At 72.1% G+C, this 24,285-nt stretch carries 25 protein-coding genes and 1 riboswitch; of the genes, 19 read left to right on the plus strand and 6 right to left on the minus strand.

Going from position 1 to position 24,285, the window contains the following annotated elements; genetic code table 11:
• Nucleotides 1–600 carry a PadR family transcriptional regulator gene (locus ACIBI5_RS42320; protein ID WP_397255612.1) on the minus strand — a complete coding sequence of 200 codons (600 nt, stop codon included), beginning with the start codon at nucleotides 598–600 and terminating at the stop codon, nucleotides 1–3.
• 348 nt (nucleotides 601–948) lie between these two features.
• On the opposite strand from ACIBI5_RS42320, the gene ACIBI5_RS42325 reads away from it, so the two are divergent.
• The 6 genes from ACIBI5_RS42325 to ACIBI5_RS42350 are packed head-to-tail and all read left to right on the plus strand — an operon-like array spanning nucleotide 949 to nucleotide 6,135.
• Nucleotides 949–2,403 carry an ATP-binding protein gene (locus tag ACIBI5_RS42325; RefSeq protein ID WP_397255614.1) on the plus strand — a complete coding sequence of 485 codons (1,455 nt, stop codon included), beginning with the start codon at nucleotides 949–951 and terminating at the stop codon, nucleotides 2,401–2,403.
• An 11-nt stretch (nucleotides 2,404–2,414) separates the two neighbouring features.
• A complete protein-coding gene (locus ACIBI5_RS42330) occupies nucleotides 2,415–2,804 on the plus strand; it encodes a roadblock/LC7 domain-containing protein (RefSeq protein WP_397255616.1) in 390 nt (129 codons plus the stop codon).
• The gene (locus ACIBI5_RS42335; protein ID WP_397255618.1) at nucleotides 2,801–3,163 is read left to right on the plus strand and encodes a DUF742 domain-containing protein; all 363 of its coding nucleotides are present in this window, start codon (nucleotides 2,801–2,803) and stop codon (nucleotides 3,161–3,163) included. The genes ACIBI5_RS42330 and ACIBI5_RS42335 overlap by 4 nt, the downstream gene beginning before the upstream one ends.
• Nucleotides 3,141–3,767, plus strand: a complete 627-nt coding sequence (locus ACIBI5_RS42340) for an ATP/GTP-binding protein (protein ID WP_379623144.1) — start codon at nucleotides 3,141–3,143, stop codon at nucleotides 3,765–3,767. Before ACIBI5_RS42335 ends, ACIBI5_RS42340 begins: the two co-directional genes overlap by 23 nt.
• Nucleotides 3,764–4,930, plus strand: a complete 1,167-nt coding sequence (locus ACIBI5_RS42345) for a cytochrome P450 (protein ID WP_397255620.1) — start codon at nucleotides 3,764–3,766, stop codon at nucleotides 4,928–4,930. The genes ACIBI5_RS42340 and ACIBI5_RS42345 overlap by 4 nt, the downstream gene beginning before the upstream one ends.
• Nucleotides 4,930–6,135, plus strand: coding sequence for a cytochrome P450 (locus tag ACIBI5_RS42350; protein WP_397255622.1), 1,206 nt, complete (start codon nucleotides 4,930–4,932; stop codon nucleotides 6,133–6,135). Before ACIBI5_RS42345 ends, ACIBI5_RS42350 begins: the two co-directional genes overlap by 1 nt.
• Here ACIBI5_RS42350 and ACIBI5_RS42355 read toward each other — a convergent pair.
• Nucleotides 6,132–6,614, minus strand: coding sequence for a nuclear transport factor 2 family protein (locus ACIBI5_RS42355; protein WP_397255624.1), 483 nt, complete (start codon nucleotides 6,612–6,614; stop codon nucleotides 6,132–6,134). The two genes, ACIBI5_RS42350 and ACIBI5_RS42355, sit on opposite strands and share 4 nt — an antisense overlap.
• Nucleotides 6,615–6,700: 86 nt before the next feature.
• Here ACIBI5_RS42355 and ACIBI5_RS42360 point away from each other — a divergent pair, with 86 nt between their 5' ends.
• The 4 genes from ACIBI5_RS42360 to ACIBI5_RS42375 all read left to right on the plus strand — a co-directional run bounded on the left by ACIBI5_RS42360 (nucleotide 6,701) and on the right by ACIBI5_RS42375 (nucleotide 10,121).
• Nucleotides 6,701–7,597: a LysR family transcriptional regulator gene (locus tag ACIBI5_RS42360; RefSeq protein WP_397255626.1), complete on the plus strand. Its 897-nt coding sequence runs from the start codon at nucleotides 6,701–6,703 to the stop codon at nucleotides 7,595–7,597.
• A 130-nt stretch (nucleotides 7,598–7,727) separates the two neighbouring features.
• The gene (locus ACIBI5_RS42365; RefSeq protein WP_397255628.1) at nucleotides 7,728–8,411 is read left to right on the plus strand and encodes a gamma-glutamyl-gamma-aminobutyrate hydrolase family protein; all 684 of its coding nucleotides are present in this window, start codon (nucleotides 7,728–7,730) and stop codon (nucleotides 8,409–8,411) included.
• 10 nt (nucleotides 8,412–8,421) lie between these two features.
• Nucleotides 8,422–9,342 (plus strand): alpha/beta hydrolase, encoded by a 921-nt coding sequence (locus ACIBI5_RS42370; RefSeq protein ID WP_397255630.1) that lies wholly within the window; start codon nucleotides 8,422–8,424, stop codon nucleotides 9,340–9,342.
• Complete coding sequence (locus ACIBI5_RS42375) at nucleotides 9,339–10,121, plus strand: enoyl-CoA hydratase/isomerase family protein (RefSeq protein ID WP_397255632.1); 783 nt, start codon at nucleotides 9,339–9,341, stop codon at nucleotides 10,119–10,121. Before ACIBI5_RS42370 ends, ACIBI5_RS42375 begins: the two co-directional genes overlap by 4 nt.
• Before the next feature lie 50 nt (nucleotides 10,122–10,171).
• On the opposite strand, the gene ACIBI5_RS42380 is transcribed toward ACIBI5_RS42375, so the two are convergent.
• Nucleotides 10,172–11,353 carry an acyl-CoA dehydrogenase family protein gene (locus tag ACIBI5_RS42380; protein WP_397255634.1) on the minus strand — a complete coding sequence of 394 codons (1,182 nt, stop codon included), beginning with the start codon at nucleotides 11,351–11,353 and terminating at the stop codon, nucleotides 10,172–10,174.
• A 71-nt stretch (nucleotides 11,354–11,424) separates the two neighbouring features.
• Nucleotides 11,425–12,015: a class I SAM-dependent methyltransferase gene (locus tag ACIBI5_RS42385; protein WP_397255637.1), complete on the minus strand. Its 591-nt coding sequence runs from the start codon at nucleotides 12,013–12,015 to the stop codon at nucleotides 11,425–11,427.
• 129 nt (nucleotides 12,016–12,144) lie between these two features.
• Here ACIBI5_RS42385 and ACIBI5_RS42390 point away from each other — a divergent pair, with 129 nt between their 5' ends.
• A complete protein-coding gene (locus ACIBI5_RS42390) occupies nucleotides 12,145–13,755 on the plus strand; it encodes a histidine kinase (protein ID WP_397255639.1) in 1,611 nt (536 codons plus the stop codon).
• Between the two features lie 5 nt (nucleotides 13,756–13,760).
• Nucleotides 13,761–14,438 carry a response regulator gene (locus ACIBI5_RS42395; protein WP_397255746.1) on the plus strand — a complete coding sequence of 226 codons (678 nt, stop codon included), beginning with the start codon at nucleotides 13,761–13,763 and terminating at the stop codon, nucleotides 14,436–14,438.
• Here ACIBI5_RS42395 and ACIBI5_RS42400 read toward each other — a convergent pair.
• Together ACIBI5_RS42400 and ACIBI5_RS42405 are read right to left on the minus strand one after the other, a co-directional pair.
• Entirely contained in the window at nucleotides 14,419–15,795 is a 1,377-nt protein-coding gene (locus tag ACIBI5_RS42400) for a glycerate kinase (RefSeq protein WP_397255641.1), read from the minus strand. The two genes, ACIBI5_RS42395 and ACIBI5_RS42400, sit on opposite strands and share 20 nt — an antisense overlap.
• A gap of 9 nt (nucleotides 15,796–15,804) precedes the next feature.
• The gene (locus tag ACIBI5_RS42405) at nucleotides 15,805–17,202 is read right to left on the minus strand and encodes an SLC13 family permease (protein WP_397255643.1); all 1,398 of its coding nucleotides are present in this window, start codon (nucleotides 17,200–17,202) and stop codon (nucleotides 15,805–15,807) included.
• Between the two features lie 81 nt (nucleotides 17,203–17,283).
• On the opposite strand from ACIBI5_RS42405, the gene ACIBI5_RS42410 reads away from it, so the two are divergent.
• The 7 genes from ACIBI5_RS42410 (at nucleotide 17,284) to ACIBI5_RS42440 (ending at nucleotide 24,125) form a co-directional block, all read left to right on the plus strand.
• Nucleotides 17,284–17,871, plus strand: a complete 588-nt coding sequence (locus ACIBI5_RS42410; protein WP_397255645.1) for a phosphoribosylanthranilate isomerase — start codon at nucleotides 17,284–17,286, stop codon at nucleotides 17,869–17,871.
• 334 nt (nucleotides 17,872–18,205) lie between these two features.
• Nucleotides 18,206–18,787 carry a CDP-alcohol phosphatidyltransferase family protein gene (locus ACIBI5_RS42415; protein ID WP_184963195.1) on the plus strand — a complete coding sequence of 194 codons (582 nt, stop codon included), beginning with the start codon at nucleotides 18,206–18,208 and terminating at the stop codon, nucleotides 18,785–18,787.
• 4 nt (nucleotides 18,788–18,791) lie between these two features.
• Nucleotides 18,792–21,299, plus strand: a complete 2,508-nt coding sequence (locus tag ACIBI5_RS42420) for a sugar phosphate nucleotidyltransferase (RefSeq protein ID WP_397255647.1) — start codon at nucleotides 18,792–18,794, stop codon at nucleotides 21,297–21,299.
• 341 nt (nucleotides 21,300–21,640) lie between these two features.
• On the plus strand, nucleotides 21,641–22,153 hold the full coding sequence (locus tag ACIBI5_RS42425) for an FHA domain-containing protein (protein WP_397255649.1): 513 nt from the start codon (nucleotides 21,641–21,643) through the stop codon (nucleotides 22,151–22,153).
• On the plus strand, nucleotides 22,150–22,803 hold the full coding sequence (locus tag ACIBI5_RS42430; RefSeq protein ID WP_397255651.1) for a MerR family transcriptional regulator: 654 nt from the start codon (nucleotides 22,150–22,152) through the stop codon (nucleotides 22,801–22,803). Before ACIBI5_RS42425 ends, ACIBI5_RS42430 begins: the two co-directional genes overlap by 4 nt.
• A gap of 86 nt (nucleotides 22,804–22,889) precedes the next feature.
• Nucleotides 22,890–23,360, plus strand: a complete 471-nt coding sequence (locus ACIBI5_RS42435) for a bifunctional nuclease family protein (RefSeq protein WP_090771501.1) — start codon at nucleotides 22,890–22,892, stop codon at nucleotides 23,358–23,360.
• 147 nt (nucleotides 23,361–23,507) lie between these two features.
• Nucleotides 23,508–24,125, plus strand: coding sequence for a MerR family transcriptional regulator (locus tag ACIBI5_RS42440; protein ID WP_379623108.1), 618 nt, complete (start codon nucleotides 23,508–23,510; stop codon nucleotides 24,123–24,125).
• A 59-nt stretch (nucleotides 24,126–24,184) separates the two neighbouring features.
• A riboswitch (glycine riboswitch) is annotated at nucleotides 24,185–24,279 on the plus strand.
• The last annotated feature ends 6 nt before the right edge of the window (nucleotides 24,280–24,285 follow it).

A 24,285-nucleotide genomic window follows, 5' to 3' on the forward strand; every position in this document is an offset into this window, starting at 1 on the left:
TCAGGAGCGCCCCTCGTCGTCCTCTTCGGCCTTTCGCAGGGCCGCCAGCATGCGGGACTCCTCCTGGTCGATCCAGCGCATGGTCGACTTCGTGAAGTGCTTGCCGTAGCGGAACAGGAGCTCGGGGGCGCCCAGCGAGGCGGCCTGCTCCGCCTCGGGCAGCTGGTCGCCGGGCAGCACCGCGTCGATCACCTTCTCGAACTGGGAGAAGATGTTCTTGCGCTCCTCCAGGAGGCGGCCGACGAGGTCGGGGCTGCCGCCGCCGGCGAAGAAGAGTTTGACCAGGTTCTCGTCCCTGATCTGGACGGGCGATGACAGCGACTCCAGCCAGGCGCGCAGCGCGGAGCGGCCCGAGTCGGTGATCTCCCAGCGCTGGCGTGAGCGCGGACCCTCGGCCTCCCCGTCCGGCCGGATGAGCCCCTGCTCGGCCAGGTGGCGCAGCTGGGGGTAGAGCTGGCCGTTGCTGATGCCCCAGAACGCCTCCATCGAGCGCTTCGCGGCCCGCAGGATCTCGTAGCCGGACTGCGCCTTCAACGACAGGAAGCCGAGGATCGCCCACGCGGTGGGCGTCAGGTCGGGCAGCTGATCATCTTGTGCCATGCGGCCAGCATAATGCGTCTGGCAGACATATGACGGAGGTCGCCGGCCTGTGCTCTCCTCCGATCGGCGCTCGCACGGTGAGCGCGCTCACGTATCTGCCAGACATATTAGAGGGTGCCGGGGGCGGGGTGCGCGCCAGCCGGGCCCGAAAACACCCCTAAAAGCTGATAAATCATCCAAAACCGGGATAAAACCAACCTTTGCCATATATCTGACAGATAACGCGAGATGGATTGACTGATCGTGTGAAGTCGGAATAATCGGATCTTGGTGTGTGAGTTCCTCCGCCGCCACAAGCGACACCCCGCAGGACGGCCACGCCTCCCATCCACCCATGCAAAGGTTGTCATGGCTTCCCCTCGCTCGCCCCAGCAGGCGCAGTGGCTCTGGCCCGTCACCCTGGCCCTCCCCATCCTCGCCGCGCTGCTGGCCTTCGCCGCCGCGACCGGCGCCGCCGCCTGGTTACCCGTGGCCGCGGGCGTGCTGGCGCTGGTCTGCGCCGTGGCCGTGGCCGCCGTCCGGTACGAGCACGGAGCCACGGTCCAGGCCCTGGAGCAGCGGGAGCGGGCGAGCAAGCAGCGCGAGGCCGAGTTCCAGCACCACGTCCAGCAGCGCAACCTCCAGTGGAACAACCACCTGGCCGCCCGCGCCGCCGCCCTCGACGAGGCGGTCAAGCACCTGGTCACCGAGCGCATCCCGGCGGTGGGAAACGACACCCCGGTGCCCCCGCCGTACCAGAACGGGGCCCTGGACGAGGAGGTGGCCGCCCGGCTGGAGGACGTGCTCGACGCCGTGGCCGGGTCCGCCAAGCAGGACGGCGAGCGGCAGGAGTCGCTGCGGCTGGCCGTCGTGGCGCTGGCGCGCCGGGTGCAGACCTCCGCGCACCGCATCCAGGAGACCGTCTCGCTCATGGCCGAGCGGCACCCCGGCAACCCGGACGTCCTCGAGGCCAGCATGCAGGTCGACCACGCCGCCGCCCAGCAGGGCCGCCACGCGCAGAGCCTGGCCGTGCTGTGCGGCGACTGGCCGGGCCAGCAGTGGCCCAAGCCGCTCGCGCTGGTCGACGTGGTACGCGCCGCCGCCTCGCGCATCGTCGCCTACAAGCGCGTCGAGGTCTCCGGCGACCCCGACACCGCCGCCTCGGCCAAGGTCGTCGAGCCGCTCATCCACCTCGTCGCCGAACTGCTGGCCAACGCCACCCAGTCCTCGCCCCCCGCCACCACGGTGCTGGTGGCCATCCGCAACGTCCAGCGCGGCGCGGTCATCGAGATCGACGACGGCGGCGTCGGCATGGACGAGCACCACCTGGAGCAGGCCCGCGAGGTCGTCTCCGGCCGCCGCACCGTCGGCGTCGGCGAGGTCGGCGAGATCCCGCAGACGGGGCTGGCCGTCATCGGGCACTACGTGCGCCGCCACGGCTTCCTGGCCGACCTGCTGCCCTCGCCCTACGGCGGCGTGCGCGCCGTGGTGCTGGTGCCGACCGAGGTGGTCGAGACGCTGGAACCGGTGTCCGCGCCGCCGGTCAGGGCGGCCCGGCCCGCCGTACCGGAGGAGAGGGCGCCGCACGCCGCCCCCCAGGATCCCGAGCTGCCCCGCCGCCGCTCCAAGCGCGGCGAGGCCGCGCCCCCGGCAGAGGGTACGGCGGGCGGCCCGTTCACCGCGGCGGAGGGCCCAGGCGAGGAAGGCGTGCCCGCGGACCAGCCCGCACCGGCGCGCACCGACACGACGCCCGAGCAGGCGGGCGCCTGGATGGCGGCCTTCTTCGACCACAACGCCGATACCGAGCCCGGCGACGACGAATGACGGAGGAATGGATGCAGCAGGACCAGGACTGGATGATCGGCGAGGTCGTCTGGGTCCCCGGTGTCAGGCACGTCGTCGTCCTCAGCTCCGACGGGCTGCTGAAGGCCCGCTCCGCCGGAACCCCGCGCGACGTCGCCGACCGCCTGTCGGCGGCCTGCTCGGGCCTGCAGTCGCTGGCGCAGAGCGTCGGCAGGGAGTTCGGCATGGACGGCGGCGCGGTCAAGGAGCTGATGGTCGGCTTCGAGGGCGGCTACCTGTTCGCGCGCTCGGCGGGCACCGGCTCCCACCTGGTGGTGATCACCGAGCCGGTGGTGGACCCGCGCCTGATCGCCCAGCAGATGCAGGCCCAGGTCATCAAGATCGGAGAACGGAACTTCAGCACCCCGGCCCGCAGGGCATGACGGACCCGGGCGGCTACAAGGACCAGGCGGTCCGCCCGTACGTGCTGACGCAGGGCAGGGCCCGCCCCTCGCGCAACACGATCGGCCTGGACACGCTGCTCGTGGTCACCGAGGCGGGCAAGCCGCTGCCGGTCTCGGCCAGCCGCCAGGAACGCGACCTGGTGCGCATGTGCCGCAGGCTGCTGTCGCTGGCCGAGGCGGCGGCCTACCTGGAACTGCCGCTCAGCGTCGCCTCGATCCTCGCCTCCGACCTGGTCGACTCCGGCCACCTGACCGCCCGCTCGCGTATCCCCGAAGTCGCCCGGCCGTCACCGAACATGCTCAAGGAGGTGCTGGATGGCCTCCGCAGGCTCCGCTGACCGCTACCTTCCCGACACGGTCCAGGAATCGGTGAAGATCCTCGTGGTCGGCGACTTCGGCGTAGGGAAGACCACCATGATCGGGTCGGTCAGCGAGATCGAGCCGCTGCGCACCGAGGAGACGATGACGCAGGCCAGCGTCGGCGTCGACGACCTGGCCGGGCTGGAGGCCAAGGCCACCACCACGGTCGCCATGGACTTCGGCCGCATCACGCTGAGCCCGCTCACCGCCCTCTACCTGTTCGGCACGCCGGGCCAGCAGCGCTTCTGGGATCTGTGGGCGGGGCTGTCGGAAGGGGCGGTGGGCGCGCTGGTGCTCATCGACACGCGGCGCCTCGAAGGCAGCTTCGAGGTGCTCGACCAGCTCGAACTCCGCGGCGACATGCCGTTCGCCGTGGCCGTGAACCTGTTCCCCGACTCGGTCAGGCACAGCAGGAAGGCGCTGCGCGAGGCGCTCGACCTGGCCCCGGACACGCCGATCGTCGAGTGCGACGCCAGGAACCGGGCCTCCTCCCTCGACTGCCTCATCACGCTGGTCGAGCACGCCGTACAGAAAGAGCAGGCGGGCCAGAAGGCGCCCGCCGTACAGAAAGAGAAGGCATGACCACCCCGCTCACGGCCACCACCGACTACGAGGAGCTGCGGGCCCAGTGGGGTGACGTGGCCTGGGTCGAGCTGGAGCCCGGGGTGGGCGCCTGGCTCGTCATGGGCTACCAGGAGATCCTCACCATCACCCGCCAGGAGAAGCTCTACAGCCGCGACGCCCGCAACTGGCGGCTGTTCCAGGAGGGGGTGGTGCCGCCGGACTCGGGGCTCGGGCCGATGATGTTCTGGCGGCCGAACGTGATCGGCGCCGACGGCGGCGAGCACCGCAGGCTGCGCCGTCCGCTGGACGACGGCGTGGCCGCGATCGACCAGCGGCGCATGCGCCGCTCGGTGGAGGGCATGTGCGCGGACCTGATCGCCGGCTTCCGCGACAAGGGCAGCGCCGACCTGGTGGGGGAGTACGCGGCGGTCATCCCCATGCTGGCCATCGCCGACCTGTTCGGCCTGGACGTCACCCAGGGGCACGAGCTGCTGGCGGCGCTGCGCGCGCTGTTCGGCAGCGCCGAGGACTCCCAGGCCGGCAACAGGAAGTTCGAGGAGATCCTCGGCGGCATCATGCACGCCCGCCAGCAGGACCCCGCCGAGGACCTCACCAGCCGCTTCCTGCGCCACCACGACCTCAACGGCGACGCCGAGGTGCTGCAGTCGATGGTGGTGATGATCTCCGCCGCCCAGGAGACCACGACCACGTGGATCTCCCAGACGCTGCGCCTGGTGCTGACCGACCCGCGCTTCGCCGGCCGCATGCGCGGCGGACGGCTCGGCGTCGACGACGCGCTCGACGAGGTCCTGTGGCGCGACCCGCCGATGACGAACATGCCCGCCAGGTACGCGCTGCGCGACACCGAACTCGGCGGCCGGCGCATCGCGCGCGGCGACGCCCTGGTCCTGGGTCTGGCCGCCGCCAACGCCGACCCGGGCGCGCACACCGGCGAAGCGGTGATCGAACTCGGCAACCGGGCCCACCTGGCGTGGAGCGCGGGCCCGCACGCCTGCCCCGCCCCGGTCCCGGCGCGCCTGATCACCCGCACCGCGGTCGAGACGGCCCTGCACCTGCTGCCCGACGTCCGCCTCGCGGTGGCGCCGGACGAGCTCACCCCGCACCCCTCGCCGTGGACCCGCTGCCCCGCGGCGCTCCCGGTCCTGTTTGGAGATCACTGATGGACATCATCACGCTCGACCCGGCCGGAACCGACCACCACGGCGAGGCGGCCAGGCTGCGCGAGGCGGGGCCGGTCGTGCGGGTGGAGCTGCCCGGCGGCGTCCGGGCCTGGGCCGTCACCCACCACGAACTCCTGGCGGAACTGGTCGCCGACCGCCGGGTGAGCAAGGACTGGCGCAACTGGAACGCCATCCGGCGCGGCGAGATCCCCGACGACTGGCCGCTGATCGGCATGGTCAAGGTCACCAACATGGTCACCGCCGACGGGCGCGAGCACCACCGGTTGCGCAAGTTCGTCACCCAGACGCTGACGCCGCGCCGCGTGCAGGGCATGCGGCCGAGGCTGGAGCAGATCGTGGACGGGCTCCTGGACGAGCTGCCCGGCCACGCCGCCCCGGACGGAACCGTGGACCTGCGCCCGCACTACGCCTACCCGGTGCCCATGCGGATGATCTGCGAGCTGGTCGGCGTGCCCGAGCAGGAGCGCGACGAGCTGCGCACGCTCGTGGACAGCATCTTCCGCTCGACCACCTCCCCCGAGGAGGTGCTGCGCACCCAGCGCGACATCCACCTGCTGCTGGGCCGCCTGGTGGCGGGCAAGCACGCCGCACCGGGCGACGACCTGACCAGCGCGCTCATCGCCGCGCAGGTGGACGACCCGGACCGGCTGACCGACGAGGAACTGGCCGGGACCATCTGGCTCATGCTGGCCGCCGGGCACGAGACCACGCTGAGCCTGGTCGTCAACGCCGTACGGGCGCTGCTGACCCACCCCGACCAGCTCTCCCTGGCCCTGAAGGGCGACGAGGCCACCTGGGCCGCGGTGGTGGAGGAGACGCTGCGCTGGGACGCGCCCATCGGCAACTTCATGGCCCGCTACCCCCTGGAGGACCTCACGGTGGCGGGTGTGACGATCCCCGCGGGCGAGGCCATCCTGGCCCCCTACAGCGCCGTGGGCCGCGACCCGGCGCAGCACGGTGCGGACGCCGACCGCTTCGACCTCACCCGTGAGCAGCGCCGTCACCTGGCCTTCGGCGGCGGGCCGCACGTGTGCCTGGGCGCCGCGCTGGCCCGTCTGGAGGCCGCGGTGGCCCTGCCCGCCCTGTTCGCCCGCTATCCCGGCATGTCGCTGGACGCCGCGCGCATCCCCCCGGTCCCCTCCCTGTTCTCCAACTCCGCCGCCACCCTCCCGGTCCGCCTCTAGCCGAAGATCGCGGGCGGGTCGCCGGTGTACCAGCGGTTGTCGATCACCACCCGGGTCATCACCCAGCGCCCGCCCTCGCGTACCAGCTCCACGTCGTAGAGGTTCTTCAGCAGCGCGTGCACGCTCCGGTCGGCGGTGAGCAGGTGCTGGGCCTCGACCATCGCGGTCAGGCGGGCCGTGTCGCCGGTGACCTGGACGCGCGGGTTGGTGACCTGGTGCGTGGTCGCCACCCGGCCCGCGAACCCGCCCAGGATGGCCGAGACGATCGTGTCCCTGCCCGACATCACCGGCGGCGCGGCCCCCCACTTCGCCGCGGCCGGGCCGAAGTCCAGGCCGGCGTCCTCGGCGAAGGCCGAGGCGAACAGCTCCGCGTCCCCCAGGTCCTGGCCCAGCGCGAACCGGTACAGGGCGTCGATGATCTCCGGCAGGTCGCGCGGGTCCGCGCCGTCCGCGAGCGCGCGGTCAGTAGTGACGTACATGTGATTCATCCTTGTTTCGTCCGTTCTCGTCATCAATGCGAGTCTGTGCAAGGATCATGAAGCGTGGTTTAACGGTCCGGGGTGGCATGGTGGAGAGATACGAGCTGGAAGCCTTCCTGACGCTGGCCGAGGAACTGCACTTCGGCCGCGCCGCCGAGCGGCTGCGCGTGTCCACCGCCCGCGTCAGCCAGACGATCAAGAAGCTGGAGCGGAAGGTCGGGGTGCCGCTGTTCGACCGCAGCAGCCGGCGGGTCGAGCTGTCGGCCGTGGGACGGCAGCTGCACGAGGAGATCCGGCCCGCCTGGGAGCTGATCGGCGCGGCCGTGGAACGCGCCATCGAGACCGGCAAGGGCATCACCGGCACGCTGACCGTCGCCTTCGTGGGCCCGGCCGGCGGGCAGCTCGTCATGGGGGCGGCCGAGGAGTTCCGCGCCAGGCAGCCGGGGTGCGCGGTGGACATCAGGGAGGCGCAGCTCGGCGACGTCGTGCCCTGGCTGCGCGAGGGCGTGGCCGACCTGGCGCTGACCGGCTTCCCCATGGACGCGTCCGGCGTGGTGGCCGGGCCGGTGCTGGTGCGCGAGGCGCGGATGCTGGCGGTGCCCGCCGGGCATCCGTTCGCCCGCAGGACGCGGGTGTCGGTCGAGGATCTGGCCCGGGTGCCCGTGCTGCGGCTGCCCGAGTCGGTGCCGGAGTCGCACCGGGCCGACCGTACGCCCCGCCGTACACCGGCCGGCCGGGCCATCGCGCCGGGTCCGGTGGCGGCGACCCTGCACGAGATCCTCACGCTCGTGGGGGCAGGGCGCGGCGTGTTCCCGGTCGGCGCGCAGACCCGCCGCTACCACCCCCGCCCCGACGTGGCCTACGTGCCCTTCGGCGACGCGGCCCCGGTCGAGTGGGGCCTCATGTGGCGGTCGGGGGGAGGGAGCGCGCGGGTCCTCGCCTTCGCCCGCGCCGCCGGCGACCTCCTGTCCGCCCACCGATAGCCGAGAAGCGGATCAGCACGTGAGATTCGGGCGGGGATAGAAGTGACAGAACGGGATCTCCGGGAGAGCCGACATAACCGAAATGGTCTGCGCCATGATGGGCTTGAGGCCCCAACTCCCTGGAGATCGCATGTCTCGACCCCTGATCGGTATCACCGCCTACTTCGAGGCCGCCCGCTGGGGCGACTGGGTCAGGGAGGCCGTGCTGTCTCCGCCCTCGTACGCCAAAGCCGTCACCCGCGCCGGCGGCGCCCCCGTGATCCTGCCGCCGCTCGGCCTGCACGCCGTCGAGGACTACGTACGCGGGCTGAAGGGCATCGTGCTGGCCGGTGGCGTCGAGGTCGGCGCGCAGGCCTACGGCGAGGACGACGACGCCAGGGTGGCCGAGCCGCAGGCGCACCGCGACCGGTTCGAGCTGGCGCTGGCCCGCGCCGCCGTCCAGGCCGACGTGCCCATCCTGGCCGTGGCCCGCGGCATGCACGTGCTCAACGTCGCCCAGGGCGGCACGCTCATCCCCTGGCTGCCCGACGTGCTCGACCACGAACGGCACGGCGAACAGGGCCCGCACGTGATCCAGGTGAGCGTGTCGAGCAAGCTGGGCAAGGCCGTGGGCGACAAGGTCGAGGTGGTGGCCCCGCACACCCAGTCGGTACGCAGGCTCGGCTCGGGCCTGCTGGCCGTCGCCTGGGCCGACGACCAGATCGTCGAGGGGATCGAGCTCCAGGGGCACCGTTTCGGCGTGGGCGTGCAGTGGCACCCGGAACGCGCCGAGGAGATCAAGCTCTTCGATGCGCTCGTGGAGGCGGCCCGCTAGGCTTCGGATCATGCCGCTGCATCCCCAGGCGCGGGACTTCGTCGCGCGCTTCCCGTCGGATCTGGGCGTCGACCCGGACACGCTCGATCTGGGCGCCATCCAGCGGATGCGCGCGGAGGACGGCCTGGCCGCCGAGCGCGGGCCGATCACGCACCTGCCGTTCGTGCGCGACGAGACGGCCGAGGGCGTGCCCATCAGGATCTACCGCTCCGACCGCGGCGAGGACGCCCTGCCGGTGGTGGTCTACTTCCACGGCGGCGGCTTCGTCTTCGGCAGCGTCAAGCGCAACGACGCCGTGGGCCGCGACCTGGCCATCCGCACCGGCTCCGTCGTGGTCTCCGTCGACTACCGGCTCGCTCCGGAAAACGTCTTCCCCGACGCGGCCGACGACGCCTGGGCCGTGGTGCGCGACGTCTTCGCCCGGCCCGCCTTCTACCAGAGCAACGGCCGCGTGGCCGTCATCGGCGACAGCGCCGGGGGCAACCTCGCCGCCGTGGCCGCCTGGCAGGCGCGTGAGGCCGGGCTGAGCCTGGCCCACCAGGTGCTGGTCTACCCGGTCATGGACGCGGCGATGGACACGCCGAGCTACCGGGAGTTCGGCGAGGGCTTCGGGCTCGACGCCAGGGAGATGGCCTGGTTCTTCGCCCAGTACGCGCCGGGCGCCGACCCGGCCGACCCGCGACTGTCGCCGCTGCGGCTGGACTCCTGCGAGGGGCTGGCGCCCGCGACCGTCGTGACCGCCGGATGCGACGTGCTGCGCGACGAGGGCGAGCGCTACGCCGAACGCCTGGCCAAGGCCGGGGTCGCGGTGGAGTCACGCAGGTTCGACGGCGCCGTGCACAGCTTCTTCGGCCTGCCGGGGCTGTTCGACCAGGCGATCGAGGCCCGCGAGTACGTGGCGGAGCGGCTGCGCGAGGACCTGGCCCCGTGATCTACTCCTACGACAAGCTCAAGACCGACATGCCCGCCGACGGCGTGCTGCGCGTGACCATCAGCGAGCCGCGCCGCCTCAACGCCGTCGACATGGCCGGTCACCGCGAACTGGCCGAGATCTGGCGCGACATCGACCGCGACGACGCGGTCCGCGCGGTCGTGGTCAGGGGAGAGGGCAGCGCGTTCTCCGCCGGCGGCGACCTGTCGATGATCGAGGAGATGACGCTCGACCACGCCACCCGGCTGCGCGTGTTCGGCGAGGCCCGCGACATCGTCTACAACGTCCTCAACTGCTCCAAGCCGATCGTCTCCGCCATCCAGGGCCCCGCGGTCGGCGCGGGGCTGGCCGTGGCGCTGCTGGCCGACATCTCCGTCGCCGGGCGCACCGCCCGCATCATCGACGGCCACACCCGCCTCGGCGTCGCGGCGGGCGACCACGCGGCCATCATCTGGCCGCTGCTGTGCGGCATGGCCAAGGCCAAGTACCACCTGCTGCTGTGCGAGCCGGTCTCCGGCGCGGACGCCGAGCGGATGGGCCTGGTCAGCCTGTGCGTGGACGACGACCAGGTCCACGACAAGGCCATGGAGATCGCGGTACGGCTGGCCGCCGGCGCCCAGGAGGCGATCCGGCTGACCAAGTACTCGCTCAACAACTGGCTGCGCATGGCGGGACCGGCCTTCGACGCCTCGCTGGCCATGGAGTTCCTCGGCTTCACCGGCCCCGACGTGCGGGAGGGCGTGCGGGCGCTGCGCGAGAAGCGGCCGCCGAGCTTCTAGTCCGCCGACCGGCTCGGCACCGCCTCCGGGCGTGGGCGAGGCGCGCTGCCTCAGAAGCTGCGTGGCAGGCCGAGGACCTGGGTGGCCAGGTAGTTCAGGAGGAGTTCCTCGGTCACCGGCGCCACCTTGCCGATCCGGGCGTCGGTGAGCAGGCGGGCCACGGGATACTCCAGCGAGTACGCCATGCCGCCGTGCGTCTGGAAGGCTGCGTCGGCCGCCTCCCACGCGGCCTGCGAGGCGGTCAGCTTGGCGATGTTGGCCTCGGTCCCGCAGGGCAGCCCGCGGTCGAACGACCACGCCGCCTTGTACAACATCAGCCGGGCCAGCTCGATCTTGGCCTTGACCCGGGCCAGCGGGAACGCGATCGCCTGGTTCGCGCCGATCGCCCGGCCGAACACCTCGCGCTCCTTGGCGTACGCGACCCCGACCCGCAGCGCCACCTCGGCCCCGCCCAGCGCGGAGGCGGCCAGCAGGATGCGCTCGGGGTTGAGGATGTCCCACAGCACCAGCGCGCCCTGGTCCACCTGCCCCACGACACCGCTCGCCGGAACCCGCAGGTCGTCCAGGAACACCATGTTCGACGGCGTCGTGTTCGCGCCCATCTTGGGGATCGGCCGGTAGCTGAGCTGGCCCGCGGCCACCGCCTCCGGCACGTTCACCAGCAGCACGGTCAGGCCGTTGGTGCGCGGCTTGGCCTCGGCCGCCGGGATCGTCCGCGTCACCAGCAGCATCCACGTCGCCCGCTGCACGCCGGTGATCCAGATCTTCTGGCCCCTGACCACGAACTCGTCGCCGTCGCGGCGGGCCGAGGTGGTGATGGCCAGGGAGTTCGACCCGGCGTCCGGCTCGGTCAGCGCGAAGCACGTCTCGATCTCGCCCGTGGCCATCTTGGGCAGAAGCGCGGCCTTCTGCTCGTCCGAGCCGTGCCGGGCGATGGTCAGCGCGCCGAAGCCGGGCGTCAGCACGTACGTGAACGCCGAGCCCCCCGCCGATCCCGACGCCGACAGCGTCTCGGTCGCGACCGCGAGCTCCAGCAGCCCCTGACCGCCACCCCCATGCTCCTCGGGTACGGCCAGCCCCAGCCACCCGCCCTTGGCCAGCTCCGCCCAGACCTCCTCCGGCCACCGCTTCTCGGCCTCGCAGCGCTGCCAGTAGTCCATGTCGTATCGGGCGCAGATGTCGCCGACGCCGCGCTGGACGGCCAGCGCGCTCTCCGGAAGCGTGAAATCCATCGGCCCATCGTAGAAGGAAGTTCTGGTCAGGGTCGAGCCGCGCGGATCATCGTTGATCCGCGCGGGCAGGCTCAGGGGCGGGGGCGGCGCGCGTGGAAGACGAAGGCGGGCGGCGCGTTGCGCCACACCGTACGGCCCGGCACGACCTCTTCGAACCGCTCGTCCAGCAGGCCGCGGAAGCGGCGGGCGGCGCTGAGCGGAATGGCGTGGATGTAGGAGAACGTGGTGAACGCCCCGCCGGAGCCGAGCGCCGTGCACACCGCACCGAGCAACTGCTGCTGCAGGCTCTCGGGAAAGGCGGCCCAGGGCAGGCCGCTGACGACCACGTCCGCGCGGTTCAGGCGGCGCTCGGCCAGCAGTTCCGGTAGCCGGGCGGCGTCGTCGCGTACCACGTCCACCAGCGGGTAGCGCTGGGCGAGCAGCCCGGCCAGCGAGTCGTTCAACTCGACGGCCAGGTGGTGCCCGCGCCCGCACAACCGGCGCTGGATCTCGGCCGTGAAGGGGCCGGTGCCGGGGCCGAGCTCGACCACGACCGGTTCTCCGCGTTCCGGGATCGGGGCCGAGACCGCCTCGGCCAGCCGCCTGGAACTGGGTGCGAGCGCGCCGATGCTGGCGGGCGAGCGCAGGAACTGGCCCAGAAAGAGAGCGGTGTCGTTAGACATGTGAGGAAACTTACGGCATAGATCGGGGCTCACTCCTCGGTCGAACGGACAGAGTTCCGGCCACTTGGAGGAGGCCCGGTCCTCCCCGGGGAGGACCCGGTAGCCGACACGCGGGGATAGCGTTTGTCCATGCGTTGGCGATGGCGGGGAGTGCCGCTCGATCTCCTCCTGGCCGCCTCCGGCATCGGCCTGGACCTGCTGATATCGGGCAAGGCTCCCGCGTGGGAGGAGCGTCCCGCCCTGTCGGTGATCCTGTTCGCGGTGCTGGCCGGGGCGCCGATGGGGTTCGTGCGCCGCTGGCCGGTCGCCGTCGTCCTCTACCTCGCGGGCTTCCTCGTCTACACCGACCAGATCGGGTCCTTCACCTCCAACACGGCGCAGGTGCTGCTGTGCGCGGCCCTCGGCGCCGCCGCCTACCGCACCCGCTGGTCCCGGATGGTCGCGGCCGTGGCGGCGGGCGCGCTGGCGAGCGCGTTCAACATCGCCGACCCGGGCGTGGCGTTCACGTCCACCGCGTGGATGTACTCGGTGGGGATAGCGCTGTTCCCCGCGCTGCTCGGCGCCTATCTGCGGCGGCCCGCCGTACGGCTGGAAGAGCGCGCCATCGCGCCCGACCTGCTGCTCGCGGCGGGCGGCGTCGCCTACGCGGTGCTCAGCACCTGGACGAGCTGGCACGCCGCCGAGCAGCCGATCTGGGTCACCGGGCTGCTCGCGGTGGCCGGCGGGCTGTCGCTCGGCGTCGCGCGGCGGCTGCCCGGCCTGGTCTTCCTGCTCCAGGGGCTGCTGCTGCTGGCCGCCGACAGCTACCTGCCGCAGGTGGTCAACACCTGCATGCTGCTGGTGCTCATCTCCATCGGCGTGTTCGCGATGCGGGTCTCCTCGTGGCTGTGGACCGCCGCGGTCTACCTCGCCGCGTGCATCCTGGGCTCGATCGCCGTGGTCGAGCCCGGCGTCGAGACCACGCCGGTCCGCGTCGTGGTGCTGATGGCGCTGGTCGTCACGCCGGTGGCGATCGGCCGCTACCTCGGCGCGAACCAGGCCGCGCGCTCGGCCGAACAGCTGCGCGCCCGCGAGTCGGCCCGCCTGGCGGTCGCCCAGGTACGCGCCGACCAGCTCGCCGAGCGCGAGCGCATCGCCCGCGAGGTCCACGACATCGTCGCCCACCACGTCGGCGCCATGGTGCTGCGGGCCGGCGCCGCCCACTACGCCGCGCCCGAGGGCCCGATCGCCGACGCGCTCGCCGACATCCGCCAGACCGGCCACCAGGCGCTGGAGGACCTGCGCGGCCTGCTCCACCTGCTGCGCGACCCCGACAGCCCGCCCGACCTGCTCGCCGACCCCGGCGACGTGGTCAGGGAGTCGGCCGAGCGGATGAGCGCCGCCGGCCTCGTGGTCGCGCTCGACGTCGACCCCGCCATGGAGGAGGCGCCGCTGGTCACCCGCGCCTCCGCCGCCCGCATCGTCCAGGAAGGCTTGACGAACGTGCTCAAACACGCAGGACCCGGCACCGAGGTGAGCGTCAGCGTCACCCGGGCCCGCACCGCGGGCGGCCTGTCGGTCGAGGTACGCAACGGCCCGCCGGTCACCACCCGCGAGCCGCTGCCCTCCTCCGGCCAGGGGCTGGCCGGGATGCGCGAGCGGGTGCGCGCACTCGGCGGTGCCCTGACCGCGGGACCCGACGGGCGCGGCGGCTGGCTGCTGAGCGCCACCCTGCCCGGCGCCCGGGGGAGCGCCGCGTGATCCGCGTGATCCGCGTGCTGGTCGCCGACGACCAGGCCCTGGTACGGGCGGGCGTACGCATGCTGCTGCAGGCGGCGGGCGGCATGGAGGTGGTCGGCGAGGCCGAGGACGGAGCCGAGGCCGTGCGCCTGGCCGCCCACCTCACGCCCGACGTCATCCTCATGGACCTGCGCATGCCCCGCGTCGACGGCCTGGAGGCGGCCCGGCGCATCCTGGCGGCCACCCCGTCGGCCAGGATCGTCGTGCTGACCACCTTCGCCGAGGACGCCAACGTCTACGCCGCCCTGCGCGCCGGCGCGCTCGGCTTCCTGGTCAAGGACGACGAGCCCGAGCGCATGGTCGACGCCGTGCGCAGGGCCGCGATCGGCGAGCAGCTGCTGGCGCCGTCCGTGCTGCGCCGGGTGGTGGAGCGGGCGCTGGCCGCCGAGGACGTACGCGCCGAGGCCGCGCCCGCGCCCCACCTGACCGACCGGGAACTGGACGTGCTGACCCTGCTCGGCTCCGGGCTGTCCAACAGCGAGATCGCCGAGCTCCTGCACGTGGGCGTGACCACGGTCAAGACGCACGTGGGGGCGGTGATGGAGAAGCTGGGGCTGCGCAACCGCATCCAGGCGGCGGTGGTGGCCCACCGGATGGGGCTGGTGGACGCCCACTTCCGTCCCATCACGCGACCCGCCCCCTGATCAGCTCCGTCAGCGGGGGAACGCCGGAGATCGACGGCATCCTCGTGATCCCGCCCTCTGAGGGCCGCGGCTTCGTCGCGACCCGGCCCCCGGAGGCACGGTCCGCCGACGCCTGGTCGGCCGCGGGCGGGACGGCGGGGCGGCCCGTTCCCGGCGACGGCCCGTTTCCCGGGATCCCGGGGAGCGCGGCCGTCATGATCTCGGACGTGCCGCGGGCCCGCTGGAGCCGGGCGCCCACCACGACCATGCGCAGCGCCCGCTCGGCCGCCGCCACCAGGAACTCCTCGCCGCCGTCGATCGCTTCAGCCAGCCGCATGGGCCCCGGCACGATGCTCTCGAAGGCGTCGATGCCCGCCTCGTGCACCTGGCTGGCCCCGGCGCCGATGGTTCCGGCCAGGGCGAGGACGGGCTTGCCGTACCTCTTGGCCCGGCGCGCCACCTCGGCCGGGATCTTCCCCGACGGCGTCTGCGCGTCGATCGCCCCCTCCGCGGTGATCACCAGGTCGGCGGCGGCGATCCTCGCGTCGAGGTCCACGTGGTCGAGCAGCACCTCGAAGCGCGGCAGCAACCGCCCGCCGAGCGCCGCGAGACCCGCGCCGAGACCGCCGGACGCCCCGCTCCCCGGCGCGGTCCGCAGCCCGCCGGCGCCGAGGTCGCGCTCCAGCACCTCGGCCCAGCGCTCCATCGCGGCGGCCAGTTCCTCGACCCGCTCGGGGGTGGCGCCCTTCTGCGGCCCGAACACCCGCGCCACGCCGCGCGGGCCGCACAGCACGTTGCACGGGTTGCAGGCCACGAGCAGTTCCACGCCCGCCGGCCGGGGGTCCAGCCCGGAGACGTCGATCCGGTCCAGCCGCGACAGCGCCGCGCCGCCCGCCGGCAGCGCGCGCCCCTCCGCGTCGAGCAGCCGGGCGCCCAGCGCCGTCAGGGCGCCCGCGCCGCCGTCGGAGGTGCCGGAGTCGCCGCAGCCGACCAGCACCCGCCGCACGCCGTGATCGAGCGCGGCGGCGATCAGCTGGCCCACCCCGTACGTCGTGGTCAGCCCCGGATCGCGCAGCTCACGCGGCACCAGCCGCAGCCCCGCGGTCGCCGCCATCTCCACCACCGCCGTCCCGCCGGGCAGCAGCGCGAGGTGCGAGTCCACCGGCGCGCCCACCGGCCCGGTCGTCGTGTACGGCACCAGCCGCCCGCCCAGCGCCTCGGCCAGCGCGGCGGCCGAGCCCTCGCCACCGTCCACCAGGGGCAGTGTCTCGGTCCTGGCCAGCGGCAGAACCCGGCGTACCCCGCGGGCGATGGCCTCGGCGACCATCCCCGCGCTCAGGGACTCCTTGAAACCACTCGGGGCGATGAGAATACGCATGATCATCCTTCAGTAGGGCAGGCCGAGAAGCGGCCACACCATGAGTGCGAAGAGCAGAACGAGCCCGGCGGTCAGCGGCGCGAGCACCGCCGACAGGGCCAGCAGGTGGCGGGAGCCGTACGTGGGGACCTCCTCGATGCGGTGGAAGAGCGCGACGGGCTTGGCGGAGGCGGGAAGGGTGTGGCAGAACCCCGCGGCGGCCGTGGAGGCGAACGCGGCCGCCGCGGGGGAGACCCCGAGACCGGCGGCGGCGGTGATGACGAGCGGGACGAGCACGCTGGAGCGCGCCGAGCGCGACTGCAGCAGCAGGTGCGCCAGCGTGCTCACCCCGACCACCGCGGCCAGGAACTGCCAGGCCGGCACCCGCACGCCGAACAACCCGCCGGCCAGCCAGCCGGCCGCCCCCGAGGTGGTCATGGCCACGCCCATGGCCATGGTGGCGGCCATGAACATGAGCATCGCCCAGGGCACGGTGGCCAGCGCCTTGTTCATGGTGATCGTCCCGGCCTTCGGCGTGGCGGTGAGCACCGCGCCGACGAACGCGACGACCGCGGGCGAGACCCCGTGCAGTGGCTCGGCGCACCACAGCGCCACCACCACGCAGAGCAGCACGGCCGAACGGCGCTGCGGCCCGTCCAGTGGCCCGCTGACGGGTACGCCCGTCGCCTCGCCGACCGCCTCGGCGTCGACGCTCACCGGTTCGCGCCGGTCGGCCCGCCGCGTGATCATGAGCAGCACGATCTCGGCGCACAGGTGCGAGGAGACGACGGCCAGCGGCAGCCCGAGCAGCAGCCAGTGCGCGAACCCGATCCGCTCGCCCGTGGCCTGGAACAACATCTCGACCGTGATGAGATGCGCGCCCGCCCCGATGAGGGAGGCGACCGCCGAGAGCAGGATGACCGCGGGAAAGACCAGCGCCAGCGCCACCACGACCCGGCGCCGCCCCTCCAGCACCTTGGCCAGCGCCAGGAACACCGGCACCGCCAGCGCCGCCCGCCCCGACGTGGCCGGGACCGCGAACGCGCTCACCACCAGCGCCGCCGTGGTCAGGTGCACCAGCCGCCGTACCGTCGAGGCCCGGGAGACCAGCCAGGCGGTCGCCCGCGCGGCCAGCCCCGAGGCCGACACCCCGGCGGCGATCACGAAGGCGCAGATGAGCAGCCACACGGTCGGCTCACCGAGCGCCCCGAAGAAGTCGTCGGCGGGCAGCACCCCCGACACCACCAGCACCAGCCCGGCCCCGAGGGCGACGAGCGTGTCGTCCACCGTGGCGATCACCCACAGAACGGTCGCCACCGCGAACACGCCCAGCGTGATCTTCCCCTGCGTGCCGAGCCCCGGCGTGAAGATCACGACGGCGGTCACGGCCAGGGCGCTGAGGAGGAGGGCGGAGATCGTTCTTGTCACGACCACGATCGTCGCGGAGCGTGATTACCCGTTCATGAGGCGTTCATGAGCGCTCTCTCACGATTGCCGTAGCCTGGAGGGGTGTACGTCAAGATCTGCGGCCTGAGCGAAGAAGAGCACGTGCGGACCGCCGTCGAGGCCGGCGCCGACGCCATCGGCCTCGTGCTCACCAACAGCCCGCGCCGCATCACGCCCGAGCGCGCGGCCGAACTCGCCGCCCTGGTCCCCCCGCACGTCCTGACCGTGGGCGTCTTCAAGGGCGAGGACCCGGACACGGTCAGAGCCGCGGCACTGACGGCGGGCGTGCGGGCGATCCAGCTCCACGGCCGGCACCCGCACTCCGACTTCACCGCCCTGAAGGACCTGGGCCTCACGCTGGTGCGCGCCGTGGCCGCCGACGCCGATCTGCGCTGCGGGGCCTACGACGAGGACCTGCTGCTGGTCGACGCTCCCCGGGCGGGCGCGGGCGAGCCCTGGGACTGGTCCGCCGTACGCGGCCGCCCGACGGGCCGCTGGCTGCTGGCGGGCGGTCTCACACCGCAGAACGTACGCGCGGCGGTGGCCGCCGCCGCGCCGTGGGGCGTGGACGTCTCCAGCGGCGTGGAGGTCGCGCGCGGCGTGAAGGACTCCGCCCTCATCCGAGCCTTCCTCACCTCCGCCCGCCCATAGCCGTTCTGCGGGGGTACGCCCCCCGCCCAGCCCTGTTGCCCCAGCTCCGGGCTTTCCGGCACCCCCGCCCGTGGCTCCCAGAGCCAGGGTTGCCCGCGCCAGGTGCCCACCCTCGCGACCGAGACCCCGGGCCCAGGACCCGCCCCTGGCGCCTGCCCCCACGCGGCGACGGGCCCGCCTCCGCGAACCCTGGCGTTCGGGACCGCCCCGGGGACCCCGCACCGCGTGTTCGCTCTCTCGGGGCCCGCGGGCGGAGTGGGCGGAAATGGGGGAGTCCGGGGATGAACAGCAGGTGATCGCGTGGGAGGACAACCCAACGCAGTAGGGTCGCAGCGTGAGCGAAACTTCCGCCGAGGACCGGATCTGGACAGTTCCGAACCTGCTGAGCTTCCTGCGCCTGCTTGGCGTCCCCGTGTTCCTCTGGCTGGTTCTCGGGCCCAAGGCGGACGGCTGGGCCATCGCGCTGCTGATGGTGGCCGGGTTCACCGACTGGCTCGACGGCAAGATCGCCCGCGCGTTCAACCAGACCAGCCGCCTCGGCCGGATCATCGACCCCGCCGCCGACAAGCTCTACGTGTTCGCCACGATCATCGGCCTGCTGTTGCGCGAGGTCATCCCCTGGTGGCTGGTGGTGCTCATCCTCGGTCGTGAACTCTTCGTCGCGAGTTTCGCTCCCGTCCTTCGCAAACACGGCTACAGGGCACTCCAGGTGCATTTTCTGGGCAAAGCCGCCATGTTCAACCTGATGTACGCCTTCCCGCTCCTCTTCCTCGCCTCCCACACTGGGTGGTATGCGGAAATTGCCCGGATTACCGGCTGGGCCTTCGCGATCTGGGGAACGGGCCTGTACTGGTGGGCCGGGCTGTTGTATGTGGTACAGGTGCGCCAGCTCATCAAGGCCGACAAGAAGGAGTGATCGGGTGAAGGCGGTCGTGATGGCGGGCGGGGAGGGTACTCGGCTGCGACCGATGACCGCCAACCAGCCCAAACCTCTCCTGCCGGTGGTCAACCGCCCGATCATGGAGCACGTGCTCCGGCTGCTCAAACGGCACGGCCTCACCGAGACCGTCGTGACCGTGCAGTTTCTCGCCGCGCTCGTGCGCAACTACTTCGGCGACGGCGACGAGCTCGGCATGAGCCTCAACTACGCCACCGAGGACCTCCCGCTCGGCACCGCCGGCAGCGTCAAGAACGCCGCGGACAAGCTCAGGGACGACCGCTTTCTGGTCATCTCCGGCGACGCCCTAACGGATATCGATTTATCGGACATGATCCGTTTCCATCGTGAGAATGCGGCGCTTGTCACCATCGGCTTGAAACGCGTGCCCAACCCGCTCGAGTTCGGGATCATCATCGTCGATGAGCACGGCCGCATCCAGCGCTTTCTCGAAAAACCCACGTGGGGCCAGGTCTTCTCCGACACCGTCAACACCGGCGTCTACGTCATGGAGCCCGAGGTCCTCGACGAGGTCGCCGACGGCGAGGTGGTCGACTGGTCGGCCGACGTCTTCCCCCGCCTGCTCAAGCGCGGCGCCCCGCTCTTCGGCTACGTCGCCGAGGGCTACTGGGAGGACGTCGGCACCCACGAGAGCTACCTCAAGGCCCAGGCCGACGCCCTGTCGGGACGCGTCCAGCTCGACATCGGCGGCTTCGAACGCTCCCCTGGCGTCTGGGTCGCCGAATCGGCCACCGTGGACCCCGACGCGGTCCTGAAGGGCCCCCTGCTCATCGGCGAGTACGCCAAGATCGAGGCCGGCGCCGAACTGCGCGAGTTCACCGTCGTCGGCAACAACGCGCTGGTCCGCGAGGGCGCCTTCCTGCACCGCGCCGTCCTGCACGACAACGTCTACCTCGGCCCCGGCGCCCACCTGCGCGGCTGCGTGATCGGCAAGGGCACCGACCTCATGACCGGCGCCCGCGTCGAGGAGAACGCCGTCATCGGCGACGACTGCGTCATCGAGGCCGAGGCCTACGTCTCCAGCGGCGTACGCGTCTACCCCTTCAAGACCATCGAGGCGGGCGCCGTCGTCAACACCAGCGTCATCTGGGAGTCGCGCGGCCAGCGCAGCCTGTTCGGCCCCCGCGGCGTCAGCGGCCTGGTCAACGTCGAGATCACCCCCGAGCTGTGCGTACGGCTGGCCAGCGCCTACGCCACGACGCTCAAGAAGGGCGAGCGGGTCGTCACCGCCCGGGACTCCTCACTGGCGGCCAGAGCGCTCAAGCGGGCCGTCATCGGCGCCCTGACCGCCAGCGCCATCAACGTCCTGGACCTCGAGGCCGCCCCGCTGCCCGTGGCGCGCTTCCACACCTCCCGCGAGGCGGCCGCCGGCGGCATCGCCCTGCGTACCACCGCGGGCGACCCCCAGAGCGTCGACATCGTCTTCATGGACCAGCGCGGCTCCGACCTGCCGCCCGCCGCCCAGCGCAAGCTGGAGCGCGTCTACTCCCGCCAGGAGTTCCGCCGCGCGTTCCCCGGCGAGATCGCCGAGCTGCGCTACCCGGCCAGGGCCGTCGAGGACTACGCCCACGAGCTGCTGGCCTGCGTGGACATGACCGGCGTACGCGACATGAAGGTCGTCGTCGACTGCGCCGGCGGCACCGCGACACTGGTCCTGCCGACGCTGCTCGGCCGTGTCGGCGTCGAGGTGCTGACCGTCAACGCCCGCCTGGACGAGGCCTCGCCCACCGAGACCCTCGCCGAGCGCCGCCGCGACCTGCAGCGCCTGGCGGAGCTGGTCAGCTCCTCGCGGGCCGCCTTCGGCGTGCGCTTCGACCCCATGGGCGAGCGCATCGCCCTGGTCGACGAGATGGGCCAGCTCATCGGCGAGGAACGCGCCCTGCTCGTCGTGCTCGACCTCGTCGCCGCCGAGCGCCGCCGCGGGCGCGTCGCCCTGCCCGTCACCACCACCCGCGTCGCCGAGCAGGTCTGCCGCTTCCACGGCGTGCAGGTCGAGTGGACCTCCACCGGCACCGACGCGCTCACCTCCGCCGCCGCGGCCGACGACCTGGTCTTCGCCGGGGACGGCCGAGGCGGCTTCATCGTGCCGGAGTTCAGCCCCGCCGTGGACGGCCTGGCCGCCTTCATGCGCCTGCTCGGCCTGGTCGCCCGCACGCGCCTGTCGCTCAGCCAGATCGACGCCCGCATCCCCGAGGCGAGCCTGCTCAAGCGCAGCGTCCCCACCCCGTGGGCGGCCAAGGGCGCGGTGATGCGCTCGGTCATCGAGGCCGCGGAAGCGGCGGGCGAGGGCTTCCGCGTCGACACCACCGACGGTGTACGGCTGGCCGCCGGCGACGGCAGCTGGGCGCTCATCCTCCCGGCCGCCACCGAGCCCGTCACGGACGTCTGGGCCGAGGCCGCCGACGCCGACTCGGCACAGGCGCTCCTGGAACGCTGGGCCCGCATCGTGGAACAGGCCTCGGGAACGTGAGCCGGCCAGGCCACCAGAACGTGGCGTACCGGATCATCGAACGGGATTCCCGGGGGTGACACGCCGGATCTTCGAGTGGATCATTGGACGGGCATCTGGGAGGATGACCTGCCGGATCGCCCGGCAGGCAACAGGAACGTGACAGAAAGGCAGCGCGGCGGCATGGACCTTGAGGCAGACTCGGCGGTAACTTTGTCACCGTCCAAACCTGTCGTCAGGCGTCCGTCTTGACCTTCGTCGCTGATCAGCGTAAGTTGCGGCATTCGCAAACTTGAAGAGCGAAGCGAGGCGCGCCCCGAGCACCGTTGCCGCGACTTCGCGGTAGGAGGCCGAGCCGATCGATGCCGAGCGTCTACTGCACGCAGTGCGGGCACGCCAACCCCGAGGATGCCCGTTTCTGCTCCCGCTGTGGGTCACCGCTGACCAGACCCGAGGTCGCCGGGGACACCACTTCGACCATCTCGGTCGCGGGAATCGAGGCGTACGAGGCGGAGACCGGTGAGTTCATGCTCGCCGAGCGGGCCCTGGTGGAGCAGCTGCCTCCGGGCACCGCGCTGCTCACGGTCACCAGAGGTCCCAACGCCGGCAGCCGCTTCCGGCTCGACAAGGACCTCACCACGACCGGGCGCCACCCCGAGAGCGACATCTTCCTCGACGACATCACGGTCTCGCGCCGGCACGTGGAGTTCTACCGCCACCACGGCGGCCAGTTCTCCGTGCGCGACGTGGGCAGCCTCAACGGCACCTACGTCAACCGCGAGCGCATCGAGGAGGTGCCGCTGCACTCCGGAGACGAGGTGCAGATCGGCAAGTTCCGGCTGGTCTTCCTGATGCGGACCGCCGTCGCGGGATGACCTCTCAGGCGGCCCGCTCGCACATGAGCATCGGGGAGGTGCTCGGCCTGCTGCACGCCGAGTTCCCCGACGTGACGATCTCCAAGATCCGTTTTCTGGAGGGGGAGGGGCTCATCGAGCCCGAGCGCAGCCCGTCCGGCTATCGCAAGTTCACGCATCTGCACGTGGAGCAGCTGCGTTTCATCCTGCGCGAGCAGCGTGATCACTATCTCCCGCTGCGCGTGATCAAGGACAAGATGGCCGAGTCGTTCGGGCGGCCGCACGCCGTACAGGAGACCCCGGAGGTGCGGCTCAGCCGCGCCGAGCTCCTGGAGGCGGCGGGGCTGAGCGAGGAGACGCTCACCGAGCTGGAGGACTACGGCCTGCTGGCCCCCGTCGCGCGCCGCTACGACGAGGACGCGCTCCAGGTGGCGCGCAGCGTCGGCGCCCTGGCCAGGTTCGGCCTGCACGCCCGGCACCTGCGGGCGGTCAAGGCCGCGGCCGAGCGTGAGGCGGGGCTGGTGGAGCAGACCGTCGCGCCCATACTCAAACGCCGCAGACCCGGCGCGATCGGGGAGGCCGACGAGGTGGGCAGGGAGCTGTCCGCACACCTGCTCGATCTGCACGCGGCCCTGCTGCGCGCGGGCGTGCGGAGTGTCCTGGGCCGATGAAGAGGCCACCGGCGCGCCCTCAGGTGTCCGCCGGGTGTTACGTTGAATTGCATAAGAGCGGTCAGGTGTCGGATACGGAGCAGCCCGTGTTGCAGATGGAGGTAGTGGGCGTTCGCGTTGAAATGCCCACAAATCAGCCGATCGTCTTGCTCAAGGAGGCACACGGAGAGCGGTTCCTGCCGATCTGGATTGGGATGACCGAGGCGACCGCCATCGCGCTGGCCCAGGCCGAGGAGCCGCCGCCGCGACCCCTCACGCACGACCTGTTCCGCGACGTGCTCAGCGCGCTCGGCGTCGGCCTGCGCGCGGTCAACATCGTCGCGCTGCGTGACGGCATCTTCTTCGCCGATCTGGTCTTCTCCAACGGCGTCGAAGTGAGCGCCAGGCCGTCCGACTCCATCGCGCTCGCCCTGCGCACCGGTGCCCGGATCTTCGCCAGCGAGGAGGTCGTGCAGGAAGCCGGTGTGATCATCCCTGACGACCAGGAGGACGAGGTGGAGAAGTTCAGGGAGTTCCTTGACACGATCACGCCCGAGGACTTCGGCAGGGCGGGGTAGGTATTTCAGTGCATTTACGCTTCACGACGCGCCGAGCCGGATCGTTGACTGCGCTTGGTCACGGTCCTACGGTGCAAGTGAAACCCGTGGTCGCGCGTTGCGAACCCCCAGATCAGGCCGCGGGATGAGAGAAAGCCGGAGGTCCGCGTGGCGGTCAGCAGCGGCGAGGGAAAGACGGCCGGCCAGGAAGATCCGGTGCGGCGCGAGAGCGCGCGGCAGCGTGCCGGAGAGCAGGGCCTGCTCTTCGACGACGCCCCCGCGACACTTCCGGGTGACATCGGCTACCGGGGCCCGACGGCCTGCTCGGCGGCCGGCATCACCTACAGGCAGCTGGACTACTGGGCCAGAACCGGCCTGGTCGAGCCCACGATAAGGGCCGCCCAGGGCTCCGGCTCGCAGCGCCTGTACAGCTTCCGCGACATCCTGGTGCTCAAGGTCGTCAAGCGGCTGCTGGACACCGGAGTCTCGCTCCAGCAGATCCGCACCGCCGTCCAGCATCTGCGTGATCGAGGCGTGGCCGACCTCGCGCAGATCACGCTCATGAGCGACGGCGTCAGCGTCTACGAGTGCACCTCGGCCGACGAGGTCATCGACCTGTTGCAGGGCGGTCAGGGCGTGTTCGGGATCGCGCTGGGCAAAGTCTGGCGGGAAGTCGAGGGGTCGCTCGCGGAGCTGCCGGGGGAACGAGCCGCGGCCGGTGACGACCCGGCCGACCACCCCGCGGACGAGCTGGCGCAGCGGCGGCGCGCGCGCAAGATCGGATAGCCGAGCGTGCCGGAACGCCTGACGCGGCCCGGCGTAGTAATCTAGGACCCGAAGGCTGACGACCCCGTGCGGGAGAGTCCCCGACCCTGAGTCGGGGCGCCGAAGGAGCAACCCTCCCCGGAATCTCTCAGGCAACCGGTACCGCTCGGGTGAGGCAACT

Origin of the sequence: Nonomuraea sp. NPDC050540, assembly GCF_044457485.1 — a bacterium.
Taxonomy (GTDB): domain Bacteria; phylum Actinomycetota; class Actinomycetes; order Streptosporangiales; family Streptosporangiaceae; genus Nonomuraea.

Excerpts from the sequence above, each read along its gene's own strand:
- ACIBI5_RS42360 (WP_397255626.1), top strand. The coding sequence starts at position 6,701 with ATGGTGGAGAGATACGAGCTGGAAGCCTTCCTGACGCTGGCCGAGGAA.
- ACIBI5_RS42330 (WP_397255616.1), top strand. The coding sequence starts at position 2,415 with ATGCAGCAGGACCAGGACTGGATGATCGGCGAGGTCGTCTGGGTCCCC.
- ACIBI5_RS42425 (WP_397255649.1), top strand. The coding sequence starts at position 21,641 with ATGCCGAGCGTCTACTGCACGCAGTGCGGGCACGCCAACCCCGAGGAT.
- ACIBI5_RS42345 (WP_397255620.1), top strand. The coding sequence starts at position 3,764 with ATGACCACCCCGCTCACGGCCACCACCGACTACGAGGAGCTGCGGGCC.
- ACIBI5_RS42365 (WP_397255628.1), top strand. The coding sequence starts at position 7,728 with ATGTCTCGACCCCTGATCGGTATCACCGCCTACTTCGAGGCCGCCCGC.
- ACIBI5_RS42320 (WP_397255612.1), bottom strand. The coding sequence starts at position 600 with ATGGCACAAGATGATCAGCTGCCCGACCTGACGCCCACCGCGTGGGCG.
- ACIBI5_RS42325 (WP_397255614.1), top strand. The coding sequence starts at position 949 with ATGGCTTCCCCTCGCTCGCCCCAGCAGGCGCAGTGGCTCTGGCCCGTC.
- ACIBI5_RS42430 (WP_397255651.1), top strand. The coding sequence starts at position 22,150 with ATGACCTCTCAGGCGGCCCGCTCGCACATGAGCATCGGGGAGGTGCTC.
- ACIBI5_RS42355 (WP_397255624.1), bottom strand. The coding sequence starts at position 6,614 with ATGTACGTCACTACTGACCGCGCGCTCGCGGACGGCGCGGACCCGCGC.
- ACIBI5_RS42385 (WP_397255637.1), bottom strand. The coding sequence starts at position 12,015 with ATGTCTAACGACACCGCTCTCTTTCTGGGCCAGTTCCTGCGCTCGCCC.
- ACIBI5_RS42370 (WP_397255630.1), top strand. The coding sequence starts at position 8,422 with ATGCCGCTGCATCCCCAGGCGCGGGACTTCGTCGCGCGCTTCCCGTCG.
- ACIBI5_RS42340 (WP_379623144.1), top strand. The coding sequence starts at position 3,141 with ATGGCCTCCGCAGGCTCCGCTGACCGCTACCTTCCCGACACGGTCCAG.
- ACIBI5_RS42390 (WP_397255639.1), top strand. The coding sequence starts at position 12,145 with ATGCGTTGGCGATGGCGGGGAGTGCCGCTCGATCTCCTCCTGGCCGCC.
- ACIBI5_RS42400 (WP_397255641.1), bottom strand. The coding sequence starts at position 15,795 with ATGCGTATTCTCATCGCCCCGAGTGGTTTCAAGGAGTCCCTGAGCGCG.
- ACIBI5_RS42380 (WP_397255634.1), bottom strand. The coding sequence starts at position 11,353 with ATGGATTTCACGCTTCCGGAGAGCGCGCTGGCCGTCCAGCGCGGCGTC.
- ACIBI5_RS42335 (WP_397255618.1), top strand. The coding sequence starts at position 2,801 with ATGACGGACCCGGGCGGCTACAAGGACCAGGCGGTCCGCCCGTACGTG.
- ACIBI5_RS42350 (WP_397255622.1), top strand. The coding sequence starts at position 4,930 with ATGGACATCATCACGCTCGACCCGGCCGGAACCGACCACCACGGCGAG.